We start from the raw sequence: 24,250 nt of genomic DNA, 5'->3' as shown, positions 1-24,250 counted from the left end.
CCGCCGATCACGTAATTCGCGACTCTAAACGGAATTGTGACCAAATTGAATGGCGCTTGGCAATATTGCCCGACTGTCGGGCCGCACCACGCCGTTCAGAGGCGGTTGACGACCAGGCAGTCGACCATGGCGGCAAGATGCAGCCCGGCGCCGGTGACGACAAAGCCGTGCCAGAGGGCATTGTGAAAGCGCAGGCGTTTCCAGGCGAAGAAGATGACGCCGCAGGAGTACACGATGCCGCCGGCGACAATCAGCGCGATCGAAGTCGTCGGCAACGTCGCCACCAGCGGCTTGACCAGGACGACGCCGCTCCAGCCGATGGCGAGATAGAAGACAATGGCCAGACGGTCGAAGCGGCCGGGCAGGAACACTTTCATGGCAATGCCGGTCAAAGCAGCGGTCCAGACAAGGACAATCATCGGCAGCGCCAGCGGCGAGCCGTCGAGCTGGGCCAGAAAGGGCGTGTAGGTCGCGGCGATCAGGAGGTAGATCGCCGCATGATCGAAGCGCCGCAAGATCCACTTCGCCGGCGACGTCACCGGCCACAGATTGTAGGTCAGCGAAATCGACAGCACAGTCAGCAGCGACACCACAAAGAAGGCGGCGGCGATGTATTCGCCGGGACCGGCATGGAAGGCGGCCAGTGCCAGCAAGGCCGAGCCGGCTGCTATCGCCAGCACGATGCCGACCGCATGGACGATGCCATCGGCGATCATCTCCGCACGCGAGTAGTGCCAACGCCCGACATAAGGGATTTCAACTGGCTGGTCTGGCTGCGCTTCTCGCGAGGATAGTGAAGGTATGCTCGTCATAAAAAATCCTGCGTCACCCTTATCTGGGCGGCCGCCGGGCAGTATTTCAAGCTTTGATTGCGGTTTTGCGACCGCGGCGCTTCAGCACGCCGCGCCGGCATGCCAAGTGATCAGCGCGCCGAAAGCGGCTTCTTCACCGCCTTGAGCAGCGCGCGCTGGATGACCTCGTTGCCGGCGACGAGCGAACCCGCCTCGAGCATATCCTGGCCTCCATCCATGTCGGAGACGAAGCCACCGGCCTCGCGGATCAGCAGCAGGCCGGCGGCAATGTCCCAGGCCGACAGGCCGGTTTCCCAAAAGCCGTCCATGCGGCCGGCCGCGACATAAGCGAGATCGAGCGCCGCGGAACCCAGGCGGCGCACGCCCGAGACCTCGGCCATCACATTGCGCAACTCGACGAGGAAATTGCCGTGCTGGCCGCGGCCGAGATGCGGCACGCCGCAGCCGATGACGCAGTCGGTGAGCTTGCTGCGGCCGGCAACGCGCAGCCGGCGATCGTTCATGAAGGCGCCGCCGCCGCGCTCGGCGGTGTAGAGCTCATCCATTGCCGGATTGTAGATGACGGCGGCGACCAACTGGCCCTGTCGCTCCAGCGCGATCGAGATGGAAAAGATCGGAATGCCGTGCAGGAAATTGGTGGTGCCGTCGAGCGGGTCGACGATCCAACGGTGCTGGTCGTCGTCCCCTGCGATCATGCCGCGCTCTTCCATCAGGAAGGCATAGCCCGGCCGCGCCTTCGACAGTTCGGCAAACAGGATGTCCTCGGCCTTGCGGTCGGCTTGGCTGACATAGTCGCCCGGTCCCTTCATCGACACCTGCAGGTTCTGCACCTCGCCGAAGTCGCGCGACAGCGAGCGGCCGGCCTTCATGGCGGCCTGGACCATGACATTGAGAAGTGCGGAGCGTGCCATCGTATCTGTTCCTGCCTACGCGTCAGTCTGCGCGGCGCATGTAGGTGAGTTCGTTGGTGTCGACGACGATGCGTTCGCCGGCGCCGATGAATGGCGGCACCAGCACGCGGATGCCGTTTTCCAGCACCGCCGGCTTGTACGAGGACGCGGCCGTCTGGCCCTTCACCACCGGGTCGGCCTCGGTGATGGTCAGCGTCACCTGGTCGGGCAGCGAAATGCCGATCGGCCTGTCCTCATAGAGCTGGACCGTCACCATCATGCCGTCCTGCAGGAAGGCGGCGCGGTCGCCGACGAAATCCTTCGCCAGCTCGAGCTGCTCGTAGCTCTGCGTGTCCATGAACACCAGCGCGTCATCCTGGGCGTAGAGGAAGGAAAAATCCTTCAGATCGAGCCGGATCTGCTCGACGGTCTCCGCTGAGCGGAAGCGCTCGTTGAGCTTGGTGCCGTTGATCAGGTTCTTCAGTTCGACCTGGTTGTAGGCGCCGCCTTTGCCGGGCTTGACGGTGTTGGTCCTGACCGCCACCCAAAGGCCGCCATCGTGCTCGATGACATAGCCGGGACGGATTTCGTTGCCATTGATCTTGGCCATGATGAGATTGATCCGGGATGCTAGCAACGGCTTGGCCGTTGATATGAGGATGGTCGCTGGATAAGCGATTTCGGGCTCCCAAGACCACAAATCGGCAGGAGAGGCAAGGGATGCCAGATCGCCCGACAAGGGCTGCTAGCCTCAAACCTGGGCCGCAATGACTTTGCCGACGGCCTCGACGATGGCGTCCGCAGCCTCAGTCTGCCGGTTGAGATGAGGCGAACGAAGTGCGGCGACCTGCAAGGAAAGGTCGACATCTTCCGTGTTGACCAGCATGAGGCCGTCGGGAAGTCCGCGCCTTGCAAGACGCAACGGCACTAGCCCAAGGCCGTGCCCCCGACGGACCCATTCCATCTGCAAGGCCGGATCCTGTATCTCCGCCGCGATCTCGAAATAACGCCTTCCGCCGACCAGAACGGACGTGAGCTTCTGGCGCGCGTCGCAAGGTGCCGGACTAAGCACCCACGGCATGGGTGTCCGGCCACCGTCTTCCGGATCGGCGACGGTGGACGCAGCTATGACGCCAAGACGTTCAGTGCCAAGCGCTTCCGGACCTGGCTTGTCCGACGATCGCAGAACAATCGTCACATCGAGCTCGCCGCGTTCGAATTGATCGATCAGTTCGGCGCTCCAGCCGGTCTTGAGCCGTAGCGACACTTTCGGGAACGCCGCCGCGGCGTTGGCGATGGCCCCGGCGATGTCGCGGTCCGAGAGGCCATGAGCGAGGCCAAGGCGGAACAGACCTTCCGGCTCGGTCTTTCCGGCGAAGGATTTCAGCGCTTCTACGGAAGCGATGATATCGCGTCCGCGCGCCAGCACTCCCAGCCCCGTCGGCGTCAGTCGCGGCGGCTTTTGCCGGCGGTCGAGCAGCGTCGTGCCAAGCATGTCCTCCAGCCGCTGGATTTGCCGGGTCACAGCCGGCTGCGTCAGCGGCAGGCGCCGGGCGACCTTCTGGATCGAGCCCTCCTCGGCAAACAGGGCGAGCGTGCGCAATTCCTCAAGCATAGTCAGAACGATGTTTTGCAAGCATAATCATTCTGAACATTATGAATTTGAAATCCACCGCCTGGCAAGCGATTTTCCTTTCAAACGGAAGGACAATGACAATGAAGGCAATCGAACTGCAGAGCCCAGGCGGCATCGACAATCTCATGATGGTCGAACGGCCAACGCCGGAACCCGGCCGTCAGGAGATGATCGTCCGCGTCAAGGCGACGGCGCTCAACTACCGCGATGTCGAGATCGCGCGCGGCAGCTATCACACGACATTCCCCTTGCCGCTGGTGCCGCTTTCCGACGGCGTCGGCGAGGTCGTTGCGGTTGGCTCCGAGGTCAGCCGCTTCAAGGTCGGCGACCGGGTCTGCGGCACGTTCTGGCAGCGATGGGTCGGCGGCAGCTTCGCCATGGCCGAACCCTCATACCAGCGCGGTGGCCCCATCGATGGGCTGCTAAGCGAATTCGCCCGGCTGGACGAACAGGCGGCGGTCATCGCCCCGGCGCAGCTCAGCGATGTCGAGGCGGCGACGTTGCCTTGCGCCGCGGTCACTGCCTGGCATGCGTTGTTCACCGAGGGCAAGCTCAAGCCAGGCGAAACCGTGCTCAGCCTCGGCACCGGCGGCGTGTCGCTGTTTGCCGTGCAGTTGGCAAGGGCGGCCGGCGCGCGCGTCATTGTTACGTCGAGCAGCGATGAGAAGCTTGCCCGGGCGAAGGGGCTTGGCGCGCATCACGGCATCAACTACCGCGACAATCCGGACTGGTCGTCGGCCGTGCTGGCGCTGACCGATGGCCGCGGCGCGGACCACATCATCGAAGTCGGTGGTCCCCAGAGTTTCGCGCAGTCGCTCAAGGCGTCGGCGCGCGGCGCCCAGATCAACGTCATCGGCTATCTCGGCGGCAGCGAAGGGGTGATCAATCCGCTCGACATCTTCCGACGCCAGGTGAAAGCACGCGGCATACCGGTCGGCTCGCGCGAGTCCTTCGAAGCGATGAACCGGGCGCTCGCCGTCAATCGGCTGCGGCCGGTGATCGACCGGGTCTTCCCATGGGCAGAGGCAGCGCAGGCCTTTCGCCATCTCGAACACGGCTCTCCCTTCGGCAAGGTCGTGCTGGATCATACACAGTGACGTTGCGTGTCAGGGCAGGCGGTTGGCCTTCTGCAAGGCTTGCTTTGTCTGATCGTCGGTCAGCCCTTGCAGGAAATCGTCCATCTCCGGATCGATAAGGCCGGCGCGGCGGGCGACCACATACCAGGCCCCGGCCAGGATCAGGTCGGGGTCGGTTCCGATGCCGCCCATATAGAGCTTTGCCAACCGGTTCTGGGCAGCGACATTGCCGCCTTCAGCTGCCTGCTTCATCCAGTTGAAGCCGGATTTCAGGTCGCGAACACCGCCCCGGCCCTCGATCATCCAGGCGGCAAGATCGATCTGCGCGGTGTCGTAGTTCTGCCTGGCAGCCTGTGCCAGCAAGCTGCGGGCCTTTGCATCGTCGCGGGTTTTGCCGCCGACGCCATTGGCATAAACCTGCGCCATCGCATACTGGGCGTCGGCAAGCCCTGTCGCCGCGGCACGCTCATAATAAGGCACAGCCCTGGCGAGGCCGGCATCGCCCGGATCCTGCTGCACGAGCAATTGCGCGAAGTTGAACTGCGCCAGCCGGTTGCCGGCCTCGGCGGCGGCCTGCATCAACGCATAAGCTCCCTTCTCGTCCTTCTTGACGTAGCGGCCGTCGAGCAGCATCAGCGCATACTGGAACTGCGATTCAGGAATCCCCTGCTCGGCGGCCTGCGCATACCATTTGGCGGCTTCCGCTGGGTTGAGCGGCACGCCCAACCCGCGCGACAGGATCTCGGCCACCAGCGTTTGCGCCGCCGGGTCGCCATTCTTGGCCCGCACCAGCGCCAGATTGTAGGCGGTCTTGTAAAGACCGCGCTGGAAAGCGCCATAGGCGGGGTCCGCCGGCTTGGCGCCGAAACGCTCTGGGTTGATCGCGTCGGCCGACGGCAGCGGCGCGGTTGTCGCGGGCTGCGGCAGCGGGGTGTCGATCGGCTTTTCGATATGGACGCCGGAATCCGTGGCACCGGCTTTCGGGGCACCCGTATCGGGGGCGACCGCATCCGGCACGCTGAGGGCGGGCGCGCTGGTGTCCGGCCTCGGCTGCGGCAGCGGAACGGTCTCCGCCGCGATCGCTGCCCCGCTCATCAAGGCCGCAACGAGAACCGCGAGAGGAAGTCCATGTCGGCGCACGTCAGCCCTCGAAGCGCGGCGCGGTTTGGTCGAGCAGCGCATTGGCGGCGGCAATCGCCGCCTTCGGATCGGCGCCTTCGGCCAAGACGGCGCTGGACAGCGCCACGAACTCGGCGCCAGTGGCGGCCACCGCTTCTACCGAAGCGATGGCGGAACCGGCCATGACGACGCAAGGGATCTCAATCACGTCCGCCCACCATTGCCCGAGCGACAGGTTGCGCGGATGCGGTTCCGGCTTGTTGTCGTAGCCGAAGCGGCCGAAGAAGATGTAGTCGGGCCTGGTTTCGCCGAGTTCCAGCGCGTCGTCGCGCGTCTTGGCGCCGCCGGCGCCGACCATCATCTTGCCCTGGAAGTGTTCGATGGTCTCGGCGAGCGCGTCCTTGGAAACCTCGACATGAATGCCGTCGGCCTGGACACGGCCGGCAATGCGGGTATCGCCGGCGATGATGACGGCGATGCCGGCCGCTTGCGCGGCCGGTACGATCTGTTCTGCGAAGGCCTGGAAGGCAGCCTCGTCCATGCCGTTCTCAGGCAGGATCAGGGAAGCGATATCACCGCCGTCGAAGGCAGCCGCAATGCGCTGCGCCGGAGCGTCCTTGGGTGCGATCAGCACGATGCGGCAGCGGTTGGGGGGTGTTGCGTCGTTCATGGCTTTCGATCCCGGGTTTCGCCTATGCCGGGCGAAGATGGTTGCATTGCGGCATAGAACAAAGCGCCCGCCTTGAACAGGCGGGCGGGGATCGATGAGATGGCTTTGGTTTACGATCGCCGGCGAGCCGACGCTCTGCCGCTCATTTGACGGCTTGCGGGCTTTCGACCGTTGGTTTGGCTTTCCACAAAGTCCAGCCGAGGTTCATGCCGGCGGCGGCGACCAGGATCGCGGCGGCGCCGACGAGCTGGGCCGGATGCAGCCGGTGGCCGAAAGCCATGACATCGACCAGGATCGCCACGACAGGATAGATGAAGGACAGCGACCCCTGCAGATGCGTCGGCAGTTTCTGGATGGCGGCGTACATGAATATGTACACCAGGCCCGTGTGAACGACGCCAAGCGTGGCCAGCATGGCCCAGCTCCAGGCATCTGCGGGCAAATGCGAGAGGTTGGCGAAGGGCGCCAGCATGACGACGCCGACGCAGACCTGGATCAGCGCGATCAGATGCGGCGGGGTGCCCTTGAGCTTCTTGGCGACGATTGCCGCGACAGCCCAGAAGAAGGCCGCTCCGAGCGCCATGACGATGCCGATGACATAATCTGTGCCGGTTATGCCGGAACCGACACCCGCATCGGGCCCTGTCTGCACGATCAGCAGCATGCCGGCGAAGGCGATGCCGAGCCAGGTCAGCTTGGCCAGGGTCAGCCGCTCGCCGAAGAACAGCGCGCCGAAGCCGACCAGCATGAAGGGCTGCGTGTTGTAGACCGCCGTGGCAATCGAGATCGAGGCGCGGGAGAAGGCGCTGAACAGCAACAGCCAGTTGATGACAATGGCCGCGCCGCCAAGAGCGGCGATGGCAACAATGCGCAGCGTCAGCCTGCCGCGCAGCAACCCGAGTGCCGCGCAGGTGATCAGCAGCGCCACCGCGCCGAAGGCGCAGCGCCAGAACACCACGTCCATAACGGGCTGGCCCGACATGACGACAAACCAGCCGATCGTGCCGACGATCGTCATCGCCGCCGTCATCTCGATCGTGCCGCGTACCGTGTTGTCCATGACAATACCTCTATCTGTTGAGGCCATAATCTCATGCCGCCTTGAGGGTTTATATGCCCTATGAAAGGTGATAAGGGCACAACACCTTATTTAATAAGGCGCGCGCTGCCCTTTTGCGAGGAGATGAAAATGCTGGACGAGTTGGACAGAAAGCTTCTCGACATCCTGATCCTGGATTCGCGGACTTCGTTGAAGGATCTGGCGCAGCAGGTCGGGCTGTCGTCGCCGAGCGTCTCGGAACGGCTGCGGCGGCTCGAGGAACGCGGCGTCATCCGCGCCTTCACCATCGAGATCGACCCGGAGGCGCTGGGGTTTCCGCTGCAGGCGATCGTGCGGGTGCGGCCACTGCCGGGCAAGCTGCACATCGTGCAGAAGCTGATCGAGGAGATCCCGGAATTCGGCGAATGCGACAAGGTCACCGGCGACGACTGTTTCGTGGCCCGGCTCTACGTGCGCTCCATCGGCGAGCTCGACAAGCTTCTCGACCGCATCGCCGACAAGGCGGAGACCAGCACCGCCATCATCAAGGCGCAGCCGATCCGGCGCCGTCCGCCGCCACTGAATTAAGCTCCAGCTTGTAGCCGATGTGGCTGGCCTTGAAGCCGAGCCGGTCATAGAAGCGATGCGCGTCCTGGCGGCTCTTGTTGGTGGTCAGCTGGACAATCTTGCAGCCGCGTTCACGGCACTGTTCGACCGCCCATTCCAGCAGACGCTGTCCCAGCCGTTCGCCGCGGCGGTCCGCGGCGACGCGCACAGCCTCGATCTGGCCGCGCAAGGCGCCCTGCAGCGACAGCCCGGCGAGATAGCTGATCTGCAACGTGCCGATGACGCGGCCGCTATCCGTCATCACGGCAAGAAACTGGTTGGGGTCGGCGTCGATGGCGGCAAAGGCGTCGCGATAGGCCTTGGCGAGTGGCTCGGTCGCATCCTCGCGGCTGCGGCCAAGCGGATCGTCGGCGAGCATGGCTACGATGGCAGGCAGGTCGGCCGCTTCGGCGCGGCGGATGTGGGGTTCGCTCATTGTCAAAAACCTGGGGTCAAAAACCTGGGGTCAAAAACCTGGGGTCAAAACCTGGGGCCAAAACCTGGGGTCAAAACCTGATGTGCATCGGACGGCGCCCTTATGCATCGGCGGCGATCTTGCCGTAAATCCGGAACCGTCGCTTTACGCACAGTTGATCGACACGGCCGGCATTTTCCCGGTCGCGGCGCAAGGGTTTCTGGGCTATTGCAGGGCAACCGTCTTCCCTCCAGCATTTCCAGTTCATGTCAGGTCTGCTCGCCGATCCGTGGTTTTATGCCGCCGCCATTCCGGCGGTGATACTTGTCGGGCTGTCGAAAGGCGGCTTCGGCGGCGCTGTCGGCTTCGTTGGCGTGCCTTTGATGGCGCTGGCCATGCCGCCGGTGCAGGCGGCGGCCATCCTGCTGCCGATCCTGTGCCTGATGGACATCGTTTCGGTGTGGACGTGGTGGGGCGTCTACGACAGAAAGATGCTGGTCGACATGATGCCGGGCGCGGTGATCGGCATTGGGCTCGGCTGGCTGACGGCAGCGCTCGTAACCGAAGAGATGGTGCGGCTGATCGTCGGCGCTGTCGCGCTGATCTTCGTGCTGCGCTGGCTCTATCTCCAGTTCCGCCACGGTTCCGACCATGCGGCGGCGCCCAACCGCATCGCCGCCGCCTTCTGGGGCACCGTCGCCGGCTTCACCAGCTTCGTCGCCCATGTCGGCGGGCCCCCCTTCCAGGTCTATGCGCTGCCGATCCGGCTCGATCCGAAGGTGCTGTCGGGGACATCGGCGATCTTCTTTGCCGCCACCAACGCGCTGAAGCTGATCCCCTACTTCGCGCTTGGCCAGTTCGACACCGCCAACCTGACGGCGTCGGCCGTGCTGATGCCGCTGGCGCCGCTGGCCACCATCGCCGGCGCCTGGCTGGTGCGGCGCATGCGGCCGGAGATTTTTTATCCCTTCACCTACGCGACCGTGGCCGTGGTCGCGGTCAAGCTGCTTTGGGACGGGATCGCCGGCCTGCTCTAAATCCCGCTCAGGCGGCTGCCGGTTTGGTTCGCGGGGCGCTCGCAAAGGTCAGCGATGCACCACCAACGACCACGACCGCCATGGCGCCGAGAGTGGCGATGTCGTGCGCGGTCGGCTTCAGCACCATGTCGGCGACGACGACGATCATGATGACGAAATCGAACTTGACGATCCGTATCATGCGGCGCCCAAACGCTATGGCAGCCGGGGTCATGCCGTCCGCGGCAAGCATTGTGGCAAGCTTTTCGAACGAAGGCTTCAGCACGAGGATACCGGTCAGAAACGCGGCGGCGTAGCCGCAAAGGCCGATGACGACCCAAAGGTCGGAGAAGCCGGTCCATAGCGAAGTCAGCACCAGACCAGAAGCCAGGGTCGCGATAGACGCCGGCACGAACAGACGCAAGCCGAGTTTGTCCGTCGTTCTCAGCATGACCATCAGCGTCTCGTCGTCGCCGTCGCGATCGGCGAGTATCGAAACCAGCAGCATGGCGAAACCGCCGCCGAGCCAGAGGATCGCTGCCATGACATGCAGGAATTTGAAGAGAGAATACCAGTCCATTGCCGCTCCTTGTGCATCGTTCCGGGGGTAAACGCTGCTATCGCGCGTCTGCTTCCGAAGGAGGGCGGATTATCTCCGTACATGTATCCAGAAGATGCCGCGTGGGTGCCGGCTTGTTGCGGTGGCGCCGTCGCCGGATTTTACCGCCAGCCCGCACAATACCCGGCATTTGCCGGATAGACGCCGTGTCGGCATTGGCTGGTTTCGCGGCATGATCCTGAAACCTGCGGGGACTAAGCCGCTCGCGACCGACGCTCCATTTTGGCCGCGCGCGGTCGGACCAAGTCTGCAACAACCAACGAGGGTATCCCATGCAAGGCGTAGCACGAAATTTCTTCACCCTGGCCGTCATCTATTCCCTGTGCGGCATGGCGCTCGGCCTGCATATGGCGATCTCCAATGACCATGGGCAGATGCCGACCCACGCGCACACCATGGTGGCGGGCTGGCTGATGTCGGCGGTGTTTGCCTTCTTCTACCACCTGTTTCCAGCGGTCGGGCAAAAGACGATTGCCGTCGTGCATTTCTGGCTGACGGCAATCTGCGGCATCGCACTGATGATTGGGCTTTACTTTGAACTTGCCGGCCATCCGGAGATCGAGCCGGTGCTGGCTTCCTCCTCGATGGGGTTTTATGCGGCAATGCTGCTGTTCGCCTTCATTTCCTTGCCGGCTGTGTGGAAGAAGGCATGAACAAGCCGACGATCAGGCTTAGGGCTCCGTTGTGCTGATACGGCACAGAAGGGCAGCGGTCGATCAAGAAATATCCGCGCCGTTAAGGGTTCATTAAGCTTTACAGGTGTTTACTATGTCCATCCAGTGATCTGGATTCTTACCGAGTGGTTGGAGCCACTTCGTTTGACGCCTCCCTGTTAAACTCCTGAGAGCCGCCTTATCCGCGGCTCTTTTTTTGTCTGCTTTTGGTCCGCTTGGCGCCCCTGCGCAGGCGTTAACCGTTTGTTAAACATGTGCTTGCCTTCGCCGGCGGCGAAGCGCATTTTCAAGCTTCAGTCATCTAGGGTGCCGGCGTGACGGCGAGAAGCCGAATCAGCCGACGGGGCAGTGCAGGGGCGTATCGATGAACGAGCCTTCGAAGGGCATCGCGAAAACCATCAAGCTGGCGGAACGCCGGGTTTTCTCCCAATCCTTCAAACCGCTCTACCAGGAAGGCATGGGCCTGGTCGAACAGGCAGCCGAGTATCTTGACGGCAAGGGCCGGGCCGAGGCCAAGAAGCTGTCCAGGCTGGCGGCGACGCTCTATGCGGCCGAATCGATGCGGCTGACCACAAGGTTGATGCAGGTCGCCTCCTGGCTGCTTTTGCAGCGGGCGGCAAATTCCGGCGAGATGACCCGCGACCAGGTCGCTTCGGAAAAATCCAAGGTGCGTCTCGACACCGCCTCGGCGCATGACGAAGCGGTCGGCTGGGGCGAACTGCCGAAGGATTTCCTCGACCTCGTCACCCGCTCGCTGCGCCTGCAGGCGCTGGTGCGCCGCATGGACGAAGAGATCTATGGCGGCGCGTTTGCCGAGACGCCGGTAACAGGCCGCCGCGCCAATCCGGTTTCCGACCAGATCACGCTGCTGAATACGGCTTTCGCTCGAGGTTAAACGCTTCCCGTTTCCGGTTTGTTCACATTTCCCTGACATCGCTGTGCGCCGGAGGTAGACTTCGCGCATGAGGGAAGCGATTCGCATTATCGGTATCGATCCGGGGCTGAGGCGCACCGGATGGGGCATCGTCGAGAGCCTCGGCAACTCGCTGCGCTTTATCAGTTCCGGCACTGTACGCTCCGACGACAAGGCGGCGCTGGCGACACGGCTCTGCCAATTGCATGACGGGCTGGCCGAGATCCTGCATGCGGCCATGCCGCAGGAAGCGGCCGTCGAGCAAACCTTCGTCAACAAGGATGCGGTGGCGACACTGAAGCTCGGCCAGGCGCGCGGCATAGCCATGCTGGTGCCGGCGCGCGCCGGCCTTGTCGTCGCCGAATATGCCCCCAATGCCGTCAAGAAGGCGGTGATCGGCGTTGGCCATGGCGACAAGAAGCAAATCCACATGATGGTCAAGGTGCTGTTGCCGAAAGCCGTTTTCGACACCGAACATGCCGCCGACGCGCTAGCTATCGCCATCTGCCACGCGCATCACCGGCAAAGCGTCGCCTATAGGATGGCGCTGGCATGAGGGATCACGCATGATCGGCAAATTGAAAGGCACGCTGGACGAGATCGACGAGGATTTCTGCCTCGTCGATGTGCACGGCGTCGGCTATGTCGCCTATTGCTCGGCGCGCACGCTGGCCGCGCTGCCTTCGCCCGGCGAGGCGGTGGTGCTGTTCATCGAGACCTATGTGCGCGAGGACATGATCCGGCTTTACGGTTTCCAGTCGGTGCTTGAGCGCGAGTGGTTCCGGCTGTTGATGAGCAATGTGCAAGGCGTCGGCGCCAAGGTGGCGCTGGCCATCCTGTCGACGCTGGCGCCGGCAGACCTCGCCAATGCGATCGCGCTGCGCGACATCGCCATGGTCAGCCGCGCGCCCGGCGTCGGCAAGAAGGTGGCCGAGCGCATCGTCACCGAGTTGAAGAACAAGGCGCCGGCCTATGCCGGAACCGCCTCCGGCACCATCGGCCTTAAGCAGGAGCTCGGCGAAGGCGTGGCGCCGGCGCCGATTACCGACGCCGTCTCGGCGCTGGTCAATCTCGGCTATTCGCGCGACACAGCAGCCAATGCTGTCGCGGCGGCGCTGAAGACGGCCGGCGAGGACGCCGATGCCTCGAAGCTCATTCGTTTCGGGCTGAAGGAACTGGCGCGGTGAGTGATTGCTTGTCCGGTCCTTTGCCCTGTGCGAGGAAGGCCGCATGAGCCTTTCACCCCGCCTCATTGCCCCGGAAAAGCGCGGCGAGGATGCTGAGCAGACCTTGCGGCCGCAGACGCTCGCCGATTTCGTCGGCCAGGCCGCAGTGCGGGCCAATCTCAAAGTCTTCATCGAGGCCGCCAAGGGCCGCGGCGAGGCGCTTGACCATGTGCTGTTCGTCGGGCCGCCGGGGCTTGGCAAGACAACGCTGGCGCAGATCATGGCGCGCGAGCTCGGCGTCAATTTCCGCTCGACCTCCGGTCCGGTGATCGCCAAGGCCGGCGATCTCGCCGCACTTCTCACCAATCTGGAAGACCGCGATGTACTGTTCATCGACGAGATCCACCGGCTCAATCCGGCAGTCGAGGAAATCCTCTATCCGGCGATGGAGGATTTCCAGCTCGACCTGATCATCGGCGAAGGTCCGGCGGCACGCTCGGTCAAGATCGATCTTGCCCGCTTCACGCTCGTCGCCGCCACCACCAGGCTCGGCCTTTTGACCAACCCGCTGCGCGACCGTTTCGGCATTCCGGTGCGGCTCAATTTCTATTCTGTCGAGGAACTGGAGCAGATCGTGCGGCGCGGCGCCCGCATCCTGCAAATGCCGCTTCGCGCCGATGGCGCGCTGGAGATCGCACGTCGCGCCCGCGGCACGCCGCGCATCGCCGGCCGGCTGCTGCGCCGGGTGCGCGACTTCGCCTCCGTTGCCGGCGACGGTCACGTCGACAAGCAGGTTGCCGACGAAGCCCTGACGCGGCTGGAGGTCGACGCGCTCGGCCTCGACGCGCTCGACCGCCGCTATCTCTCGATGATCGCGCGCAATTTCGGTGGTGGGCCGGTCGGCATCGAAACCATCGCCGCCGGCCTGTCCGAGCCGCGCGACGCCATCGAGGACATTATCGAGCCCTATCTGATCCAGCAGGGTTTCATCCAACGCACGCCACGCGGCCGCGTGCTGACCGCCAATGCCTGGCGCCATCTCGGCCTCGACGCACCGAAGGATCTGGCGCAGCAGCAGATCAACCTGTTCCAGGAAGAGTAACGGAGATTTGTCCTCCGGAACGGGCTGTCTGCGCAGAATTTCCTCAAGCCTGCCAGCGTGAAGGCGCATTCCTGGATGCTATCGGGCGTCGTAGTGTCGGCGCGAACTGCTCCGATCAAGCGTCGGAGCCAGAAAAGTGATCACCAGACGCGGGTTCCTGAAATTCGTCGGGGGTTCGTTCCTCTCGCTGGCGTCGCTCAGTGCCTATGCGGTCGGCATCGAGCCGATGCTGTTGACCCATGTGAAGCGCTACCGGCTGACGCCGCCGCATTGGCCGGCGGGCTTGAAGCTGCGCGTTGTAGCACTTGCCGATATTCACGCCTGCCGCCCCTGGATGACGCCTGAGCGGATCGCTTCGCTCGTCGAGGGTGCGAACGTGCTGCAGCCCGATCTGATCGTACTGCTCGGCGACTATATCTCAGGCATGTCCCTGGTGACGAACCGGGTGGAGGCCCATGAATGGGCTCCGGCCTTGTCAGGACTGAAGGCGCCGCTTGGTGTCCTGTCGATCCTCGGCAATCACGACTGGTGGCACGATCCTTTCGCGCAGCAGGCCGGAGCGGGGCCGACTGTGGCGCGCAAGGCATTGGAGGAAGCCGGCATCTCGGTTCTGGAGAACGACGCTGTGCGTCTGGAAAAGAATGGATACGGCTTCTGGATCGCCGGACTCGCCGACCAGCTGGCCCTGTTACCGAACAAGGCCGCAGGCCGCGACAAATTTGAAGGCCTCGACGATCTCGACGGCACGCTGGCCAAGATCACCGACCAGGCACCGATCATCCTGCTTGCGCATGAGCCTGACATTTTCCCGAAAGTGCCGTGGCGGGTTTCGCTGACGCTGTCGGGCCACACACATGGCGGGCAGGTCAGGCTGTTCGGCTATTCACCGGTGGTGCCGTCCCGCTTCGGCAACCGCTTTGCCTATGGCCATGTCGTCGAGAATGACCGCAATTTGATCGTGTCAGGCGGGCTCGGCTTCAGCATCGCGCCGGTGCGCTTTGGCATGCGGCCGGAGATCCTGCAGATCGACCTCGGTTAGAGCATGCCGGTATTCAGGTGATGCCGGCCTGCAAATGAGGTGTTCCTGCGCTTCCGGTAGTCACGGACCAAAGTCCGCTCCGTTCCGGTTCTCGGACCCCTCATTTCCGACTCGGCCTGATCTGGATCTCGACATGCCCTAGGGCTAATGGAGCGAGCGGATTGCATCCATCACGGCGGGTTCGGCCTTTTCGCCGTTGAAGGCATCGACGATGCCGAAGGCGCCGCCAAAACTCCACACCGACCATGAGAAGCCATGCGCCTCGGCGCGCGCGATCATGTCCTTGACATAGGCGGCGCGGTATTTGGGCGGCATCACATAGGGGTTGCCATACTCCTGGCGGATCATGCCGAACTCGCCCAGCGTGATGTTTTCCGGCTTGATGGCGTTGGCCTTCGCCCAGGCCTCGACCTTTTCGAACGGCGCATCCATGACGCCGAGCAGCTTTTCGTCCGTGTCCATGCTGGCGGCTTGTTCATCGAGATAGGCGAGCAGGCCGTTCCGTTTGGTCCATGGCGCCTCGGCTTTTATCTTGGCGCGGATCGCATCCAGCGTCGCATCGAGCTCGGCGCGCGGCACCGCGGTCAGCGGATAGGGCAGCCCGGTAACATAAAGAATGAAATCGCCGGCCCAGGTCGCGCCCTGATGCGTCAGCAGGAACGGGTCGTAGGAGTGGAAGGTCCAGATGAGGTTGTCGTCGGGGATCGACTTTGGGTCGATCCTGACCAGCGAAGCCGCATTCGAATAACAGGCGCCGGTCAGGATCAGCGTCAGCCTGGTGGCCGAGGCGCGCGCGGCCGCGAACAGCTTTTGCTGACGCTCCGGCCACAGGCTGGTGCCATCGCTGTCGCAGTCGACGATAGGCTCGTTCATCGGCTCGAAAGCGACCTGCGCCGGGTCCTCAGTGGCAAGCGTGCGCGCCATTTTGCGGACGACCTCGACATAGGCGTCGAAGGTTGCGGGATCGTCCATCACCTGGCCCATGCCGATCTCGCGGCCGCCGCCGGCCGGGATCAGGTGCATGTCGACGATCACTTTCAGACCGGCCCGGTTGATCATGCGCGCCGAGTCCCGCACGCTGGCATAAAGGTCGTCACGCAGCGCCAGTGTCTGATCCGACATAAACGGCGAGGGATCGACCGGCATGCGCAGAAAGTCGAAACCGGCGGCCTTCAGCGCCTTGAGGTCACCCTCGTCGAGGAACTTGCGCCATTCCGGATAGGGCAGGATGGCTTGTCGGTCGTTCCATTTGTCTTCCCCGACCCAGGTCGTCCACTGGTCGAGGTTGAGGCCGCGCTTCATCGAAAAGCTCGCGGCCTGACCGGGAAGCGCAGACGCCGCCAGCACCAGCAGCGCTGCCATCAAGGTCTTGATCCTCGCCGTCAACAGTGCCATCCGGTTTGCTGCGCTGGTGATTTTGGCAAGACAGGTGCCCCGCCGGGGGCAAAAAGGAAAGCGCGATGGACGATCATGGTGAATCGGCGGCGCTTGCCGGCGGGCTTTCCGGAGCCTTGACGGAATTCGGCCATCGGCTGATGGCGCGGGTCTACTATGCCGACACCGACTTCTCCGGCGTCGTCTACCACGCGCGCTATCTCGAATTCTTCGAGCGCGGCCGCTCGGACTATCTCAGGCTGGCGGGCGTCCACCACACAGAACTTCAGGAAGGCAAGCACGGCGAACGGATCGTCTGGGTGGTGCGGCGGATGGAGATAGATTTCCGCTCGCCTGCCCGCATGGACGACATCCTGACCATCGACACATCGACGCAGGATATTTCCGGCGCTCGCATCGTCATGGCGCAGCAATTGAAACGCGGGACAGAGGTACTGGTCGAAGCAAAGGTCGAGGCGGCGATCATCGGCGAGAACGGCCGGCCGAAGCGCTTTCCGAAAGAATGGATCGCGGCCTTTCTACCAGGAGCAAGCTGATATCCAGGCCTGCCGGCCGGCAACGAGCGGCCAATCGGCAGCGCATTCGATTGTGGATGGATGGCCCGCGTCGTGCCTTGGCGCGGCAATGCGCCGCGCCATATTTCCTAACCCATCCTTAACCATAACGGTTCATGAAGAGATCGGTGAAGATTGGAAGAATCCGCGCGCCTTCCTTTCACCAATATTTGCCCTGAAAAGGCCGCCAACGGTGCATTTTGGGGTTAATCCGGAAGCCAAGCGCGAACGGACCACAAGGGATGCCCATGGGCCAGCCGCCAGCGATGCCCGGAAAATCTTAAGGACTGAAGCATGGAAACTACCGCACTCGCCGATCCGGCAGCGCAATTGTCGATTTGGGCGCTGTTCACACAGGCCAGCTGGGTGGTCAAGCTGGTCATGATCGGTCTGCTCTGCGCCTCGGTCTGGACCTGGGCGATCATCGTCGACAAGCTGGTCAGCTATGCCCGCATGCGTCTGTCGCTCAATCGCTTCGAACAGGTGTTCTGGTCGGGGCAGTCGCTGGAAGAGCTCTATCGCACGCTTGCCGACCGCAAGACCACGGGCATGGGTGCGATCTTCGTTGCGGCCATGCGCGAATGGAAGAAGAGCTTCGAGAAGGGGGCCAAATCGCCGCTCGGCCTGCAGACCCGCATCGACAAGGCGATGGACCTGGCGTTGACGCGCGAGATGGAGAAGCTGGAGGGCCGTCTCGGCTTTCTCGCCACCACTGGTTCGGCCGCACCCTTCATCGGCCTGTTCGGCACCGTCATCGGCATCATGACCTCGTTCCAGGCGATTGCCGGTTCGAAGAACACCAGTCTCGCGGTTGTTGCACCCGGCATTGCCGAAGCGCTGCTGGCGACGGCCATCGGTCTTCTCGCCGCCATACCGGCGGTTATCGCCTACAACAAGCTGTCATCCGACGCGAACAAGATCGCGGTGCGGATGGAAGGGTTCTCGGATGAGTTCTCCGCCATACTCTCGCGCCAAATCGATGAAAAAGTAGCGCCTAAGGGCTGAGGTAAGAAGATGGGTATGTCGGTTGGCATGGCAGGACGCGGCGGGCGCGGACACAGGCGGCGCGGCCGCCACCATGCATTGATGTCGGAAATCAACGTCACGCCGATGGTCGACGTGATGCTGGTGCTCTTGATTATCTTCATGGTCGCCGCACCTATGTTGACGGTCGGAGTGCCGGTCGACCTGCCGGAGACGAAGGCCAAGGCTATGAACGCCGACACCCAGCCGATCACCGTTTCGATCGACGCGGCCGGCAAGATTTTCCTGCAGGAGACCGAAATCCCAAGGGAAGAGCTGGTCGCCAAACTGCAGGCGATTTCCAAGACCGGCTACGAAGAGCGCATCTTCATCCGCGGCGACAAGGCGACCAACTATGGCGCCGCGATGGAGGTGATGGCCCTCATCCAGGCCGCCGGCTACAAGAATATCGGCCTGATTTCACTGCAGCAACAGGATCAGTAGACGCACGATGAAGACCGGCCTCACCACATCGGTGATACTGCATACGGTGGCACTGGCTTTCGGCCTGTTCACCCTGTCGGCGCCGGCCGCGCTGCCGTCCACGGATGTCGAGTCGATAGCGGTCGACATCGTTCCCATGGAAGCCATTGCGCAGACGCTGCAGGGCGACAAGAAGGCGGTGATGCACGAAAAGCCGGCGCCGATGCCGACCAAGCGTCCCGACATCGTGCCAGATGCACAGAAAATCGGCGAGAACAGCGTTGATACCGACAAGCCGGTGACGGACGAGCCCAAGCCGAAGCTGGTGGAGAAAACAGCGACGGCTGCTCCGGCGCCGACCCCGACCGAAAAGCCGAAGACCGAGGACACGCCGAAGCCAAAGGAAGCGCCGAAGCCGACACCTGCGACGGAGGTGGCGCCGGAGCCGCAGCCGAAGGAAGAGGTCAAGCCCGAGCCGGTGAAGCAGGTTGAACCGAAGCCGACCCCGGTGAAGGAGCCTGCACCAACACCGCAGCCGGACACGACCGCCGCCATAGAGCCGAAGCCACGCGTGAAGCCCGATGCGGTCGCCGAAGCCATATCGGATCAGCAGCCTCTGGAAGAAGCGCAGCTTCCGACTTCCGCTCCTGCTCCCGAAGCACGGCCGAAGCCGCAGCCGGCGCAGGCCGAAAGCGCGAAGGCACCGGACCGCAAGGACGCTGACAAGCCAGTCAAGGAAGCCTCGTCGAAGCCGAAGTCGGATGACAAGCAGTTCAATGAGGCTGACATCAAGGCTTTGCTCGACAAGCAGAAGCCATCCGGCGGCGGCGCCAAGCGCTCGACCCAACAGGCATCGCTAGGCGGCGACAAGGATCAAGGCCAGAAGCTGTCGAAGTCCGAGCAAGGGGCATTGGAAGAACAACTCGGTGGCTGCTGGACCCTCCCGGTTGGGCTTGAGGGTTCTGAGGATTTCACCGTGGTGATCCGTTTCAGCCTGGATGCCTCCGGCAAGCTGGAGGGCCGTCCGACCGTCGAGAAGTCCAGCGGCAACCCCCAGTTCGACAGCAGCGCGGTTCGCGCTGTGCAGAAATGCGATGTCGCCGGCCTGCAGGTGCCCGCCGGAAAGCATGACATTTGGTCCGACGTTCGCGTCAACTTCGATCCCAGAGCGATGCTTGGCCTGTAGCCTGAGCACCCAGAAATCAGCAAGAGAAGCGAGAAGACATGAAATCCATCCTCAAGCCGCTCCTGATGGTCGCCGCGATGGCGATGGGCATGAACGCCGTCGTCACCTTGCCTGCTCGAGCAACCCTCGAGCTCAACGTCAACAAAGGCAATGTCGAACCGATGCCGATCGCCATCCCAGATTTCCAGGGAGGGCTCGGCGCGCAGATTTCCGAGATCGTCACCGCCGACCTGAAGCGCTCCGGTCTCTTCGCACCGATAGACAAGAACGCCTTCATCGAGAAGATCGCCAATCCGGATGCGCAGCCCCGTTTCGACGACTGGAAGGTGATCAATGCGCAGGCGCTGGTCACCGGCAGCGTGAGCAAGGAGGCGGACGGCCGAATCCGCGCCCAGTACCGACTATGGGATATTTTTGGCAACCAGCAGATAGCCGGGGAGCAGTTTTTCGCCAACGACGCAAATCAACGCCGTGTCGCCCACATCATCGCCGATGCGATCTATGAGAAGCTCACCGGCGAGAAGGGCTATTTCGACACACGCGTCGTCTTCATCGACGAATCCGGCGCCAAGAATGCGCGTAAGAAGCGGCTCGCCATCATGGACCAGGACGGCGCCAATGTGCGCTATCTCTCCGATGGCCGCTCGATCGTGCTGACGCCGCGTTTCTCGCCGAATCGGCAGGAAATCACTTACATGTCGTATGAAAGCGGCCAGCCGCGGGTCTATCTGCTGCAGATCGAGACCGGACAGCGCGAACTGGTCGGCAACTTTCCCGGCATGACCTTTGCGCCGCGCTTCTCGCCCGACGGCCAGAAGGTGATCATGAGCCTGCTGCGCGATGACGGCAATTCCAACATCTTCGCCATGGACCTGCGAAGCCGCTCGACCACCCGGCTGACCAACTCGACCGCCATCGACACCTCGCCCTCTTATTCGCCCGACGGCAGCAAGGTGGTATTCACTTCCGATCGTGGCGGCCGTGCGCAGATTTATGTGATGGGCGCCGACGGCTCGGGCCAGACCCGCATTTCGTTCGGCGACGGCGTCTATTCGACGCCGGTGTGGTCGCCGCGCGGCGACCTCGTCGCCTTCACCAAGCAGACCGGCGGCGAATTCCAGATCGGCGTCATGAAGACCGACGGTTCGGGCGAGCGCATCCTCTCCTCGGGCTTCCAGCAGGAGGGACCGACCTGGGCGCCCAACGGCCGCGTGCTGATGTTCTTCCGCGACTCCGCCGGCGGCCCAAAACTGGTTTCCGTCGATCTCACCGGCCGCAACGAACAGTCGATCCCGACCGCGAATTTCGCGTCGGATCCCGCCTGGTCGCCGCTGCTGGAGTAGTTTCGGCCGAATTGCCACACCTGCTAAAAAGGGGCCCGTTTGGCCCCTTTTCCATTCATTAGTCGCGTTTCGGCCGCATTTCCGCCTAGGGTCCGCGCCAACTGTGACCGTGGATTTGAAGGTCGTGGACGGACGATCGAAACCAAACATTAACCGTATTTCTTGAATGCCGGTTAACCCAAACGTGGTTACTGGGTGATCAACGAAATCACTCGAAATACGATCACTCGAATACGAAGGAGAGGCGGCATGGGCCGTATCGCAGCACTTACCAGAAACCCGGCGATGATCGCCCTGATCGCGATGCTCGCCATCACCGGTTGCGCCTCGAAGAAAACCCCGAACAACGCTGCCGATCTCGGTCTCAATGGCGCGGGTGCCGCAACGCCGGGCTCGGCGCAGGACTTCACCGTCAACATTGGCGACCGCATCTTCTTTGACACGGACTCGACCGCGATCCGCGCCGATGCGCAGACGACGCTGTCGCGGCAGGCACAGTGGCTCAACCAGTACAAGCAGTACGCCATCGTCGTCGAAGGCCATGCTGACGAACGCGGCACACGTGAATACAATCTGGCTCTCGGCGCCCGCCGCGCCGCCGCCACCCGCGACTTCCTGGTCGCCAGGGGCGTTTCGGCGAGCCGCCTGAAGACCATTTCCTACGGCAAGGAACGTCCGGTCGCGGTCTGCGACGACATCTCCTGCTGGTCGCAGAATCGCCGCGCCGTCACCACGCTCTCCGGCGCCGGCTCCTGATGAGTAAGACGGCGGCCTTAGTCGCATAATTGCAACACCTCCATGCGAAAGGCGGCCTTGTGGCCGCCTTTTTTAGTTTCGGCCCCGGAAACAAACCCGGAAACAAAATTTGGCCGAAGTCTCGCCTCCTGCTAAGAGCCGAGGGCGTCGTGCCGGTCCCACTGTGATCGGAAGGCGCGAACAGGCTCACGATATTCACGGCGAGAGGCACATGCATTTCAGATCGGTCTTGAGCGGCACGCTTGCGCTGCTGCTCGTATCAGGCTTCGCGGCTTCCGCGAGCGGCACCGGACAACCCGCGGATAGCGGCTTTTCCTTCCATCTGCCGACGCTCGGCATTTTCGGCAAGAAGGAGAAGCCGGAGCAGCAACAGATCGCGCAGCAGCAGGACGGCACCGCCGCCGCGGGGCTGGAAGATCAGCTCCGGCAGATGAACGGCAAGCTCGAGGAACTCAACTTCCAGATCCTGCAGATGCAGGAGCAGATGCGCAAGCAGCAGGAAGACAACGAGTTCCGCTTCCAGCAGTTGGAAGGCGGCTCCAGCGGGCAGCCGCCGGCCCAGAAGAAATCGGAGGCCGCGCCGCAGGACGGTGGCGCGGGCACCGGCGTCGCCGAGGCCCCGGCAGACCAGGCGCCGGCCGATGCCGGCGCGCAGTCGGATGGCGGCCAGAGCGTCGGCGAGGTCATCGTCGAATCGCAGACCGGCGATCCCGGCAAGGTGATCAACGGCACGCCGCCCAAGACCTTCGGCACCATCACCGTCGACAAGAACGGCAATGTAATCGACGCCGGCGGCAACACGCAGGCAGCGGCGCCGGCGGAAGGTGCGGCTCCCGCCGCCGAGGCGCCGGCTGCCGGGGCTAAGACCGGCAAGTCGGACGGCACCGTGGTGGCGGCGCTGCCTGCCACCAACAACCCGGAAGAGATCTACCGCAACTCCTACCAGTTCATCCTGTCGGGCGACTACAGCACCGCCGAGCAGGGTTTTCGCGACCACATCGCCCGCTTCCCGAAGGACGCCAAGGCGGCGGACGCGCATTACTGGCTTGGCGAATCGCTGCTTGGCCAGCAGAAGTATCATGACGCTGCCGAGGTTTTCCTCTCCGCCAGCAAGGACTATCCGAAGGCCAAGAAGGCGCCTGACATGCTCCTGAAGCTTGGCGTGTCGCTGGTCGGCCTCAAGCAGAAGGATGTCGCCTGCGCCACCTTCGGCGAGATCGGCAAGCGCTATCCCGATATTTCGGCCGCGCTCAAGGAACGCGTCAAGCAGGAGAGGGCGCTGGCGGCGTGCTAGTCTTTGCCGTGTCGTCCCTGAACCGGGACCACTTTTGCGCGACATGCATTGATGCTCGATACCGAGCCTGACCTTTCGAATTTTTCGCAGATCGACTTTACCAACGGCGCGCTTGCGGCCGTGTCCGGCGGCAGCGACTCGACCGCCCTCCTTCTTCTCCTCAAGGCTCACCTCGACCGCAGCGCCCCGACAGCCCGGCTGATGGCGGTGACGATCGACCACGGCCTGCGTCCGGAAGCAGCAGTCGAAGCGCGCAGCGTGGCAAAGCTTTGTGCCGAGCGCGGCATCGCGCACCGGACGCTCAACTGGTCCGGCACCAAGCCGTCGGCCGGCCTGCCCGCGGCGGCGCGCGAGGCGCGCTACCGGTTGCTGGCCGAGGCAGCGCAGGCGCAAGGCATTGGTGTGATCGTGACCGGCCACACCGCCGACGACCAGGCCGAGACCGTCCTGATGCGAGCCGCGCGGAATGATGGGCGAGAGCTTGCAGGCCGAGGTCTGGCCGGCATGGCGCCTGCCACTCTCTATGACTGGCGGACCTGGATCGCGCGGCCGCTGCTCGGCGCTCGGCGCGCGGCGTTGCGCGCCTTCCTGCAGCGCGAACATGTCGGCTGGGTCGAGGATCCGACCAACATCGACACGAATTTCGAACGCGCGCGCATCCGCGCCGTGCTCGGCGAAGACCGGAGCGGGCAGCGTTTTGCCGAAGCGATCGGCCTGGCCAGGCGGGCCGCCGGCGAGCGCGAACAACTCGGTCGCCGCGCCGCCGCCCTGATCGGTGAATTTGCCAGCCGGCCGGCGAGGGGTCTCATCCGTCTCGATCCCGGTCTTGCCGAAGCTGACGACACGCGAGCCGCGGTCTATGCGCTGCGTGTCCTGCTGGCGGCGACGGGCGGCACCGCCTTGTTGCCGGACCAGGCGCGCGGCGAAGCGCTGTTCGAGCAAATGCGGGCCGGACCGCTTTGCGCCACATTGTCGCGGACGGTGGTCGATATCAGGCGAAACGGCATCTTCCTGCGCCGTGAATCGCGCGACCTGCCGCGTTCCGCGCCGGCAGCTGGCACTCTGCTCTGGGACGGTCGCCGGCGGATCACGCCAGACATTGAAGCCGGGGCGATCACATTGGGCGACAGTCCGGGTGCATGGTTGATCGCGCCGCTTGGCGCCGCTGCCGCCGCCAAAACGCCGATTGCCGGGGATGGCGCGCCGCCAAGCCTTGTGCGCGCCGCCCTGGCTGCGGAACCGGCGCTGTGGCGCGGCGGCGAATGCCGTGGTTTTGCAGAGGATGTAGCGTCGGCGCCGGCAGCCGCCGTCAGCCCCGCCGTTGCCCCCTTTGCCCGTTTCCTGCCGTGCTTCGATCTGGTGTTGGCGCAGGCCGTCGCCGAGTTGATCGGCGCACCGCCTGTCCCGGCTTGCCCTTTGGCCGCCACAGTGCCGGTTGATCATGGCGCGAAAGCTTAACCCAGACGTGCTGTTATGCTTGGCAA

The 24,250-nt window shown here is 63.6% G+C and carries 27 protein-coding genes; 17 read left to right on the top strand and 10 right to left on the bottom strand.

Features of this window, described 5'->3' with window-relative positions:
* Positions 1 to 95: 95 nt before the first annotated feature.
* The 4 genes from trhA to NKJ58_RS00315 all read right to left on the bottom strand — a co-directional run bounded on the left by trhA (position 96) and on the right by NKJ58_RS00315 (position 3,338).
* Entirely contained in the window at positions 96 to 812 is a 717-nt protein-coding gene (gene trhA / locus NKJ58_RS00330) for a PAQR family membrane homeostasis protein TrhA (protein ID WP_023688947.1), read from the bottom strand.
* Between the two features lie 110 nt (positions 813 to 922).
* The gene (locus tag NKJ58_RS00325; RefSeq protein ID WP_023684166.1) at positions 923 to 1,723 is read right to left on the bottom strand and encodes an inositol monophosphatase family protein; all 801 of its coding nucleotides are present in this window, start codon (positions 1,721 to 1,723) and stop codon (positions 923 to 925) included.
* Positions 1,724 to 1,745: 22 nt separating this feature from the next.
* Positions 1,746 to 2,312 (bottom strand): elongation factor P, encoded by a 567-nt coding sequence (gene efp, locus NKJ58_RS00320; RefSeq protein ID WP_023668757.1) that lies wholly within the window; start codon positions 2,310 to 2,312, stop codon positions 1,746 to 1,748.
* A gap of 141 nt (positions 2,313 to 2,453) precedes the next feature.
* Complete coding sequence (locus tag NKJ58_RS00315) at positions 2,454 to 3,338, bottom strand: LysR family transcriptional regulator (protein WP_023747294.1); 885 nt, start codon at positions 3,336 to 3,338, stop codon at positions 2,454 to 2,456.
* Between the two features lie 80 nt (positions 3,339 to 3,418).
* On the opposite strand from NKJ58_RS00315, the gene NKJ58_RS00310 reads away from it, so the two are divergent.
* Complete coding sequence (locus tag NKJ58_RS00310; protein WP_023742241.1) at positions 3,419 to 4,435, top strand: zinc-dependent alcohol dehydrogenase family protein; 1,017 nt, start codon at positions 3,419 to 3,421, stop codon at positions 4,433 to 4,435.
* A gap of 9 nt (positions 4,436 to 4,444) precedes the next feature.
* On the opposite strand, the gene NKJ58_RS00305 is transcribed toward NKJ58_RS00310, so the two are convergent.
* The 3 genes from NKJ58_RS00305 to NKJ58_RS00295 all read right to left on the bottom strand — a co-directional run bounded on the left by NKJ58_RS00305 (position 4,445) and on the right by NKJ58_RS00295 (position 7,263).
* Positions 4,445 to 5,509: a tetratricopeptide repeat protein gene (locus tag NKJ58_RS00305; protein WP_352852693.1), complete on the bottom strand. Its 1,065-nt coding sequence runs from the start codon at positions 5,507 to 5,509 to the stop codon at positions 4,445 to 4,447.
* Between the two features lie 46 nt (positions 5,510 to 5,555).
* On the bottom strand, positions 5,556 to 6,203 hold the full coding sequence (locus NKJ58_RS00300) for a thiamine phosphate synthase (RefSeq protein WP_023684171.1): 648 nt from the start codon (positions 6,201 to 6,203) through the stop codon (positions 5,556 to 5,558).
* A 142-nt stretch (positions 6,204 to 6,345) separates the two neighbouring features.
* The gene (locus NKJ58_RS00295) at positions 6,346 to 7,263 is read right to left on the bottom strand and encodes a DMT family transporter (RefSeq protein ID WP_352852692.1); all 918 of its coding nucleotides are present in this window, start codon (positions 7,261 to 7,263) and stop codon (positions 6,346 to 6,348) included.
* A gap of 129 nt (positions 7,264 to 7,392) precedes the next feature.
* Here NKJ58_RS00295 and NKJ58_RS00290 point away from each other — a divergent pair, with 129 nt between their 5' ends.
* On the top strand, positions 7,393 to 7,830 hold the full coding sequence (locus NKJ58_RS00290; RefSeq protein ID WP_023704892.1) for an Lrp/AsnC family transcriptional regulator: 438 nt from the start codon (positions 7,393 to 7,395) through the stop codon (positions 7,828 to 7,830).
* On the opposite strand, the gene NKJ58_RS00285 is transcribed toward NKJ58_RS00290, so the two are convergent.
* Positions 7,787 to 8,284: a GNAT family N-acetyltransferase gene (locus tag NKJ58_RS00285; protein WP_023728625.1), complete on the bottom strand. Its 498-nt coding sequence runs from the start codon at positions 8,282 to 8,284 to the stop codon at positions 7,787 to 7,789. The two genes, NKJ58_RS00290 and NKJ58_RS00285, sit on opposite strands and share 44 nt — an antisense overlap.
* A gap of 245 nt (positions 8,285 to 8,529) precedes the next feature.
* Between NKJ58_RS00285 and NKJ58_RS00280 the strand changes: the two genes are divergently transcribed.
* On the top strand, positions 8,530 to 9,300 hold the full coding sequence (locus tag NKJ58_RS00280; RefSeq protein WP_023668765.1) for a sulfite exporter TauE/SafE family protein: 771 nt from the start codon (positions 8,530 to 8,532) through the stop codon (positions 9,298 to 9,300).
* Between the two features lie 7 nt (positions 9,301 to 9,307).
* Here NKJ58_RS00280 and NKJ58_RS00275 read toward each other — a convergent pair whose 3' ends face one another.
* Entirely contained in the window at positions 9,308 to 9,859 is a 552-nt protein-coding gene (locus NKJ58_RS00275; RefSeq protein ID WP_023694595.1) for a DUF2269 family protein, read from the bottom strand.
* Positions 9,860 to 10,170: 311 nt separating this feature from the next.
* Between NKJ58_RS00275 and NKJ58_RS00270 the strand changes: the two genes are divergently transcribed.
* The 6 genes from NKJ58_RS00270 (at position 10,171) to NKJ58_RS00245 (ending at position 14,792) form a co-directional block, all read left to right on the top strand.
* A complete protein-coding gene (locus NKJ58_RS00270) occupies positions 10,171 to 10,551 on the top strand; it encodes a hypothetical protein (protein ID WP_023668767.1) in 381 nt (126 codons plus the stop codon).
* Between the two features lie 385 nt (positions 10,552 to 10,936).
* Positions 10,937 to 11,467, top strand: coding sequence for a protease adaptor protein RcdA (rcdA, locus tag NKJ58_RS00265; RefSeq protein ID WP_023824260.1), 531 nt, complete (start codon positions 10,937 to 10,939; stop codon positions 11,465 to 11,467).
* Between the two features lie 67 nt (positions 11,468 to 11,534).
* The gene (gene ruvC, locus NKJ58_RS00260) at positions 11,535 to 12,041 is read left to right on the top strand and encodes a crossover junction endodeoxyribonuclease RuvC (protein ID WP_023668769.1); all 507 of its coding nucleotides are present in this window, start codon (positions 11,535 to 11,537) and stop codon (positions 12,039 to 12,041) included.
* 10 nt (positions 12,042 to 12,051) lie between these two features.
* Positions 12,052 to 12,672 (top strand): Holliday junction branch migration protein RuvA, encoded by a 621-nt coding sequence (gene ruvA, locus NKJ58_RS00255; RefSeq protein WP_023737864.1) that lies wholly within the window; start codon positions 12,052 to 12,054, stop codon positions 12,670 to 12,672.
* A 43-nt stretch (positions 12,673 to 12,715) separates the two neighbouring features.
* Positions 12,716 to 13,753, top strand: a complete 1,038-nt coding sequence (gene ruvB / locus NKJ58_RS00250) for a Holliday junction branch migration DNA helicase RuvB (protein WP_352852691.1) — start codon at positions 12,716 to 12,718, stop codon at positions 13,751 to 13,753.
* 136 nt (positions 13,754 to 13,889) lie between these two features.
* Positions 13,890 to 14,792: a metallophosphoesterase gene (locus tag NKJ58_RS00245; RefSeq protein ID WP_023684177.1), complete on the top strand. Its 903-nt coding sequence runs from the start codon at positions 13,890 to 13,892 to the stop codon at positions 14,790 to 14,792.
* A 144-nt stretch (positions 14,793 to 14,936) separates the two neighbouring features.
* Here the strand turns inward: NKJ58_RS00245 and NKJ58_RS00240 are convergent, their stop codons facing one another.
* Positions 14,937 to 16,187 (bottom strand): glycoside hydrolase family 5 protein, encoded by a 1,251-nt coding sequence (locus tag NKJ58_RS00240; protein ID WP_023684178.1) that lies wholly within the window; start codon positions 16,185 to 16,187, stop codon positions 14,937 to 14,939.
* A gap of 65 nt (positions 16,188 to 16,252) precedes the next feature.
* Here NKJ58_RS00240 and ybgC point away from each other — a divergent pair, with 65 nt between their 5' ends.
* The 8 genes from ybgC (at position 16,253) to tilS (ending at position 24,224) form a co-directional block, all read left to right on the top strand.
* Positions 16,253 to 16,723 (top strand): tol-pal system-associated acyl-CoA thioesterase, encoded by a 471-nt coding sequence (gene ybgC / locus NKJ58_RS00235; RefSeq protein ID WP_023824259.1) that lies wholly within the window; start codon positions 16,253 to 16,255, stop codon positions 16,721 to 16,723.
* Positions 16,724 to 17,035: 312 nt separating this feature from the next.
* Positions 17,036 to 17,746 (top strand): protein TolQ, encoded by a 711-nt coding sequence (tolQ, locus tag NKJ58_RS00230; protein ID WP_023673844.1) that lies wholly within the window; start codon positions 17,036 to 17,038, stop codon positions 17,744 to 17,746.
* Between the two features lie 9 nt (positions 17,747 to 17,755).
* Positions 17,756 to 18,208, top strand: a complete 453-nt coding sequence (gene tolR, locus NKJ58_RS00225; protein ID WP_023673843.1) for a protein TolR — start codon at positions 17,756 to 17,758, stop codon at positions 18,206 to 18,208.
* 7 nt (positions 18,209 to 18,215) lie between these two features.
* On the top strand, positions 18,216 to 19,373 hold the full coding sequence (gene tolA / locus NKJ58_RS00220) for a cell envelope integrity protein TolA (RefSeq protein WP_023684181.1): 1,158 nt from the start codon (positions 18,216 to 18,218) through the stop codon (positions 19,371 to 19,373).
* 38 nt (positions 19,374 to 19,411) lie between these two features.
* Positions 19,412 to 20,716: a Tol-Pal system beta propeller repeat protein TolB gene (gene tolB, locus NKJ58_RS00215; RefSeq protein WP_023673841.1), complete on the top strand. Its 1,305-nt coding sequence runs from the start codon at positions 19,412 to 19,414 to the stop codon at positions 20,714 to 20,716.
* Between the two features lie 249 nt (positions 20,717 to 20,965).
* The gene (gene pal, locus NKJ58_RS00210) at positions 20,966 to 21,472 is read left to right on the top strand and encodes a peptidoglycan-associated lipoprotein Pal (RefSeq protein WP_023684182.1); all 507 of its coding nucleotides are present in this window, start codon (positions 20,966 to 20,968) and stop codon (positions 21,470 to 21,472) included.
* A 211-nt stretch (positions 21,473 to 21,683) separates the two neighbouring features.
* Positions 21,684 to 22,766 (top strand): tol-pal system protein YbgF, encoded by a 1,083-nt coding sequence (gene ybgF, locus NKJ58_RS00205; protein ID WP_023733018.1) that lies wholly within the window; start codon positions 21,684 to 21,686, stop codon positions 22,764 to 22,766.
* Between the two features lie 51 nt (positions 22,767 to 22,817).
* Positions 22,818 to 24,224 (top strand): tRNA lysidine(34) synthetase TilS, encoded by a 1,407-nt coding sequence (gene tilS / locus NKJ58_RS00200; RefSeq protein WP_023716078.1) that lies wholly within the window; start codon positions 22,818 to 22,820, stop codon positions 24,222 to 24,224.
* Positions 24,225 to 24,250: the final 26 nt, after the last annotated feature.

Source organism: Mesorhizobium sp. M0139, assembly GCF_040322455.1.
Taxonomy (GTDB): Bacteria; Pseudomonadota; Alphaproteobacteria; order Rhizobiales; family Rhizobiaceae; genus Mesorhizobium.
Note: the sequence above shows the minus strand (reverse complement) of the source record. Positions and strands in the feature narration are given on the sequence as shown.

Coding starts and splice junctions, on each gene's coding strand:
- trhA (WP_023688947.1), bottom strand. CDS start 812: ATGACGAGCATACCTTCACTATCCTCGCGAGAAGCGCAGCCAGACCAG.
- NKJ58_RS00325 (WP_023684166.1), bottom strand. CDS start 1,723: ATGGCACGCTCCGCACTTCTCAATGTCATGGTCCAGGCCGCCATGAAG.
- efp (WP_023668757.1), bottom strand. CDS start 2,312: ATGGCCAAGATCAATGGCAACGAAATCCGTCCCGGCTATGTCATCGAG.
- NKJ58_RS00310 (WP_023742241.1), top strand. CDS start 3,419: ATGAAGGCAATCGAACTGCAGAGCCCAGGCGGCATCGACAATCTCATG.
- NKJ58_RS00305 (WP_352852693.1), bottom strand. CDS start 5,509: ATGAGCGGGGCAGCGATCGCGGCGGAGACCGTTCCGCTGCCGCAGCCG.
- NKJ58_RS00300 (WP_023684171.1), bottom strand. CDS start 6,203: ATGAACGACGCAACACCCCCCAACCGCTGCCGCATCGTGCTGATCGCA.
- NKJ58_RS00295 (WP_352852692.1), bottom strand. CDS start 7,263: ATGGACAACACGGTACGCGGCACGATCGAGATGACGGCGGCGATGACG.
- NKJ58_RS00290 (WP_023704892.1), top strand. CDS start 7,393: ATGCTGGACGAGTTGGACAGAAAGCTTCTCGACATCCTGATCCTGGAT.
- NKJ58_RS00285 (WP_023728625.1), bottom strand. CDS start 8,284: ATGAGCGAACCCCACATCCGCCGCGCCGAAGCGGCCGACCTGCCTGCC.
- NKJ58_RS00280 (WP_023668765.1), top strand. CDS start 8,530: ATGTCAGGTCTGCTCGCCGATCCGTGGTTTTATGCCGCCGCCATTCCG.
- NKJ58_RS00275 (WP_023694595.1), bottom strand. CDS start 9,859: ATGGACTGGTATTCTCTCTTCAAATTCCTGCATGTCATGGCAGCGATC.
- NKJ58_RS00270 (WP_023668767.1), top strand. CDS start 10,171: ATGCAAGGCGTAGCACGAAATTTCTTCACCCTGGCCGTCATCTATTCC.
- rcdA (WP_023824260.1), top strand. CDS start 10,937: ATGAACGAGCCTTCGAAGGGCATCGCGAAAACCATCAAGCTGGCGGAA.
- ruvC (WP_023668769.1), top strand. CDS start 11,535: ATGAGGGAAGCGATTCGCATTATCGGTATCGATCCGGGGCTGAGGCGC.
- ruvA (WP_023737864.1), top strand. CDS start 12,052: ATGATCGGCAAATTGAAAGGCACGCTGGACGAGATCGACGAGGATTTC.
- ruvB (WP_352852691.1), top strand. CDS start 12,716: ATGAGCCTTTCACCCCGCCTCATTGCCCCGGAAAAGCGCGGCGAGGAT.
- NKJ58_RS00240 (WP_023684178.1), bottom strand. CDS start 16,187: ATGGCACTGTTGACGGCGAGGATCAAGACCTTGATGGCAGCGCTGCTG.
- ybgC (WP_023824259.1), top strand. CDS start 16,253: ATGGACGATCATGGTGAATCGGCGGCGCTTGCCGGCGGGCTTTCCGGA.
- tolQ (WP_023673844.1), top strand. CDS start 17,036: ATGGAAACTACCGCACTCGCCGATCCGGCAGCGCAATTGTCGATTTGG.
- tolR (WP_023673843.1), top strand. CDS start 17,756: ATGGGTATGTCGGTTGGCATGGCAGGACGCGGCGGGCGCGGACACAGG.
- tolA (WP_023684181.1), top strand. CDS start 18,216: ATGAAGACCGGCCTCACCACATCGGTGATACTGCATACGGTGGCACTG.
- tolB (WP_023673841.1), top strand. CDS start 19,412: ATGAAATCCATCCTCAAGCCGCTCCTGATGGTCGCCGCGATGGCGATG.
- pal (WP_023684182.1), top strand. CDS start 20,966: ATGGGCCGTATCGCAGCACTTACCAGAAACCCGGCGATGATCGCCCTG.
- ybgF (WP_023733018.1), top strand. CDS start 21,684: ATGCATTTCAGATCGGTCTTGAGCGGCACGCTTGCGCTGCTGCTCGTA.
- tilS (WP_023716078.1), top strand. CDS start 22,818: ATGCTCGATACCGAGCCTGACCTTTCGAATTTTTCGCAGATCGACTTT.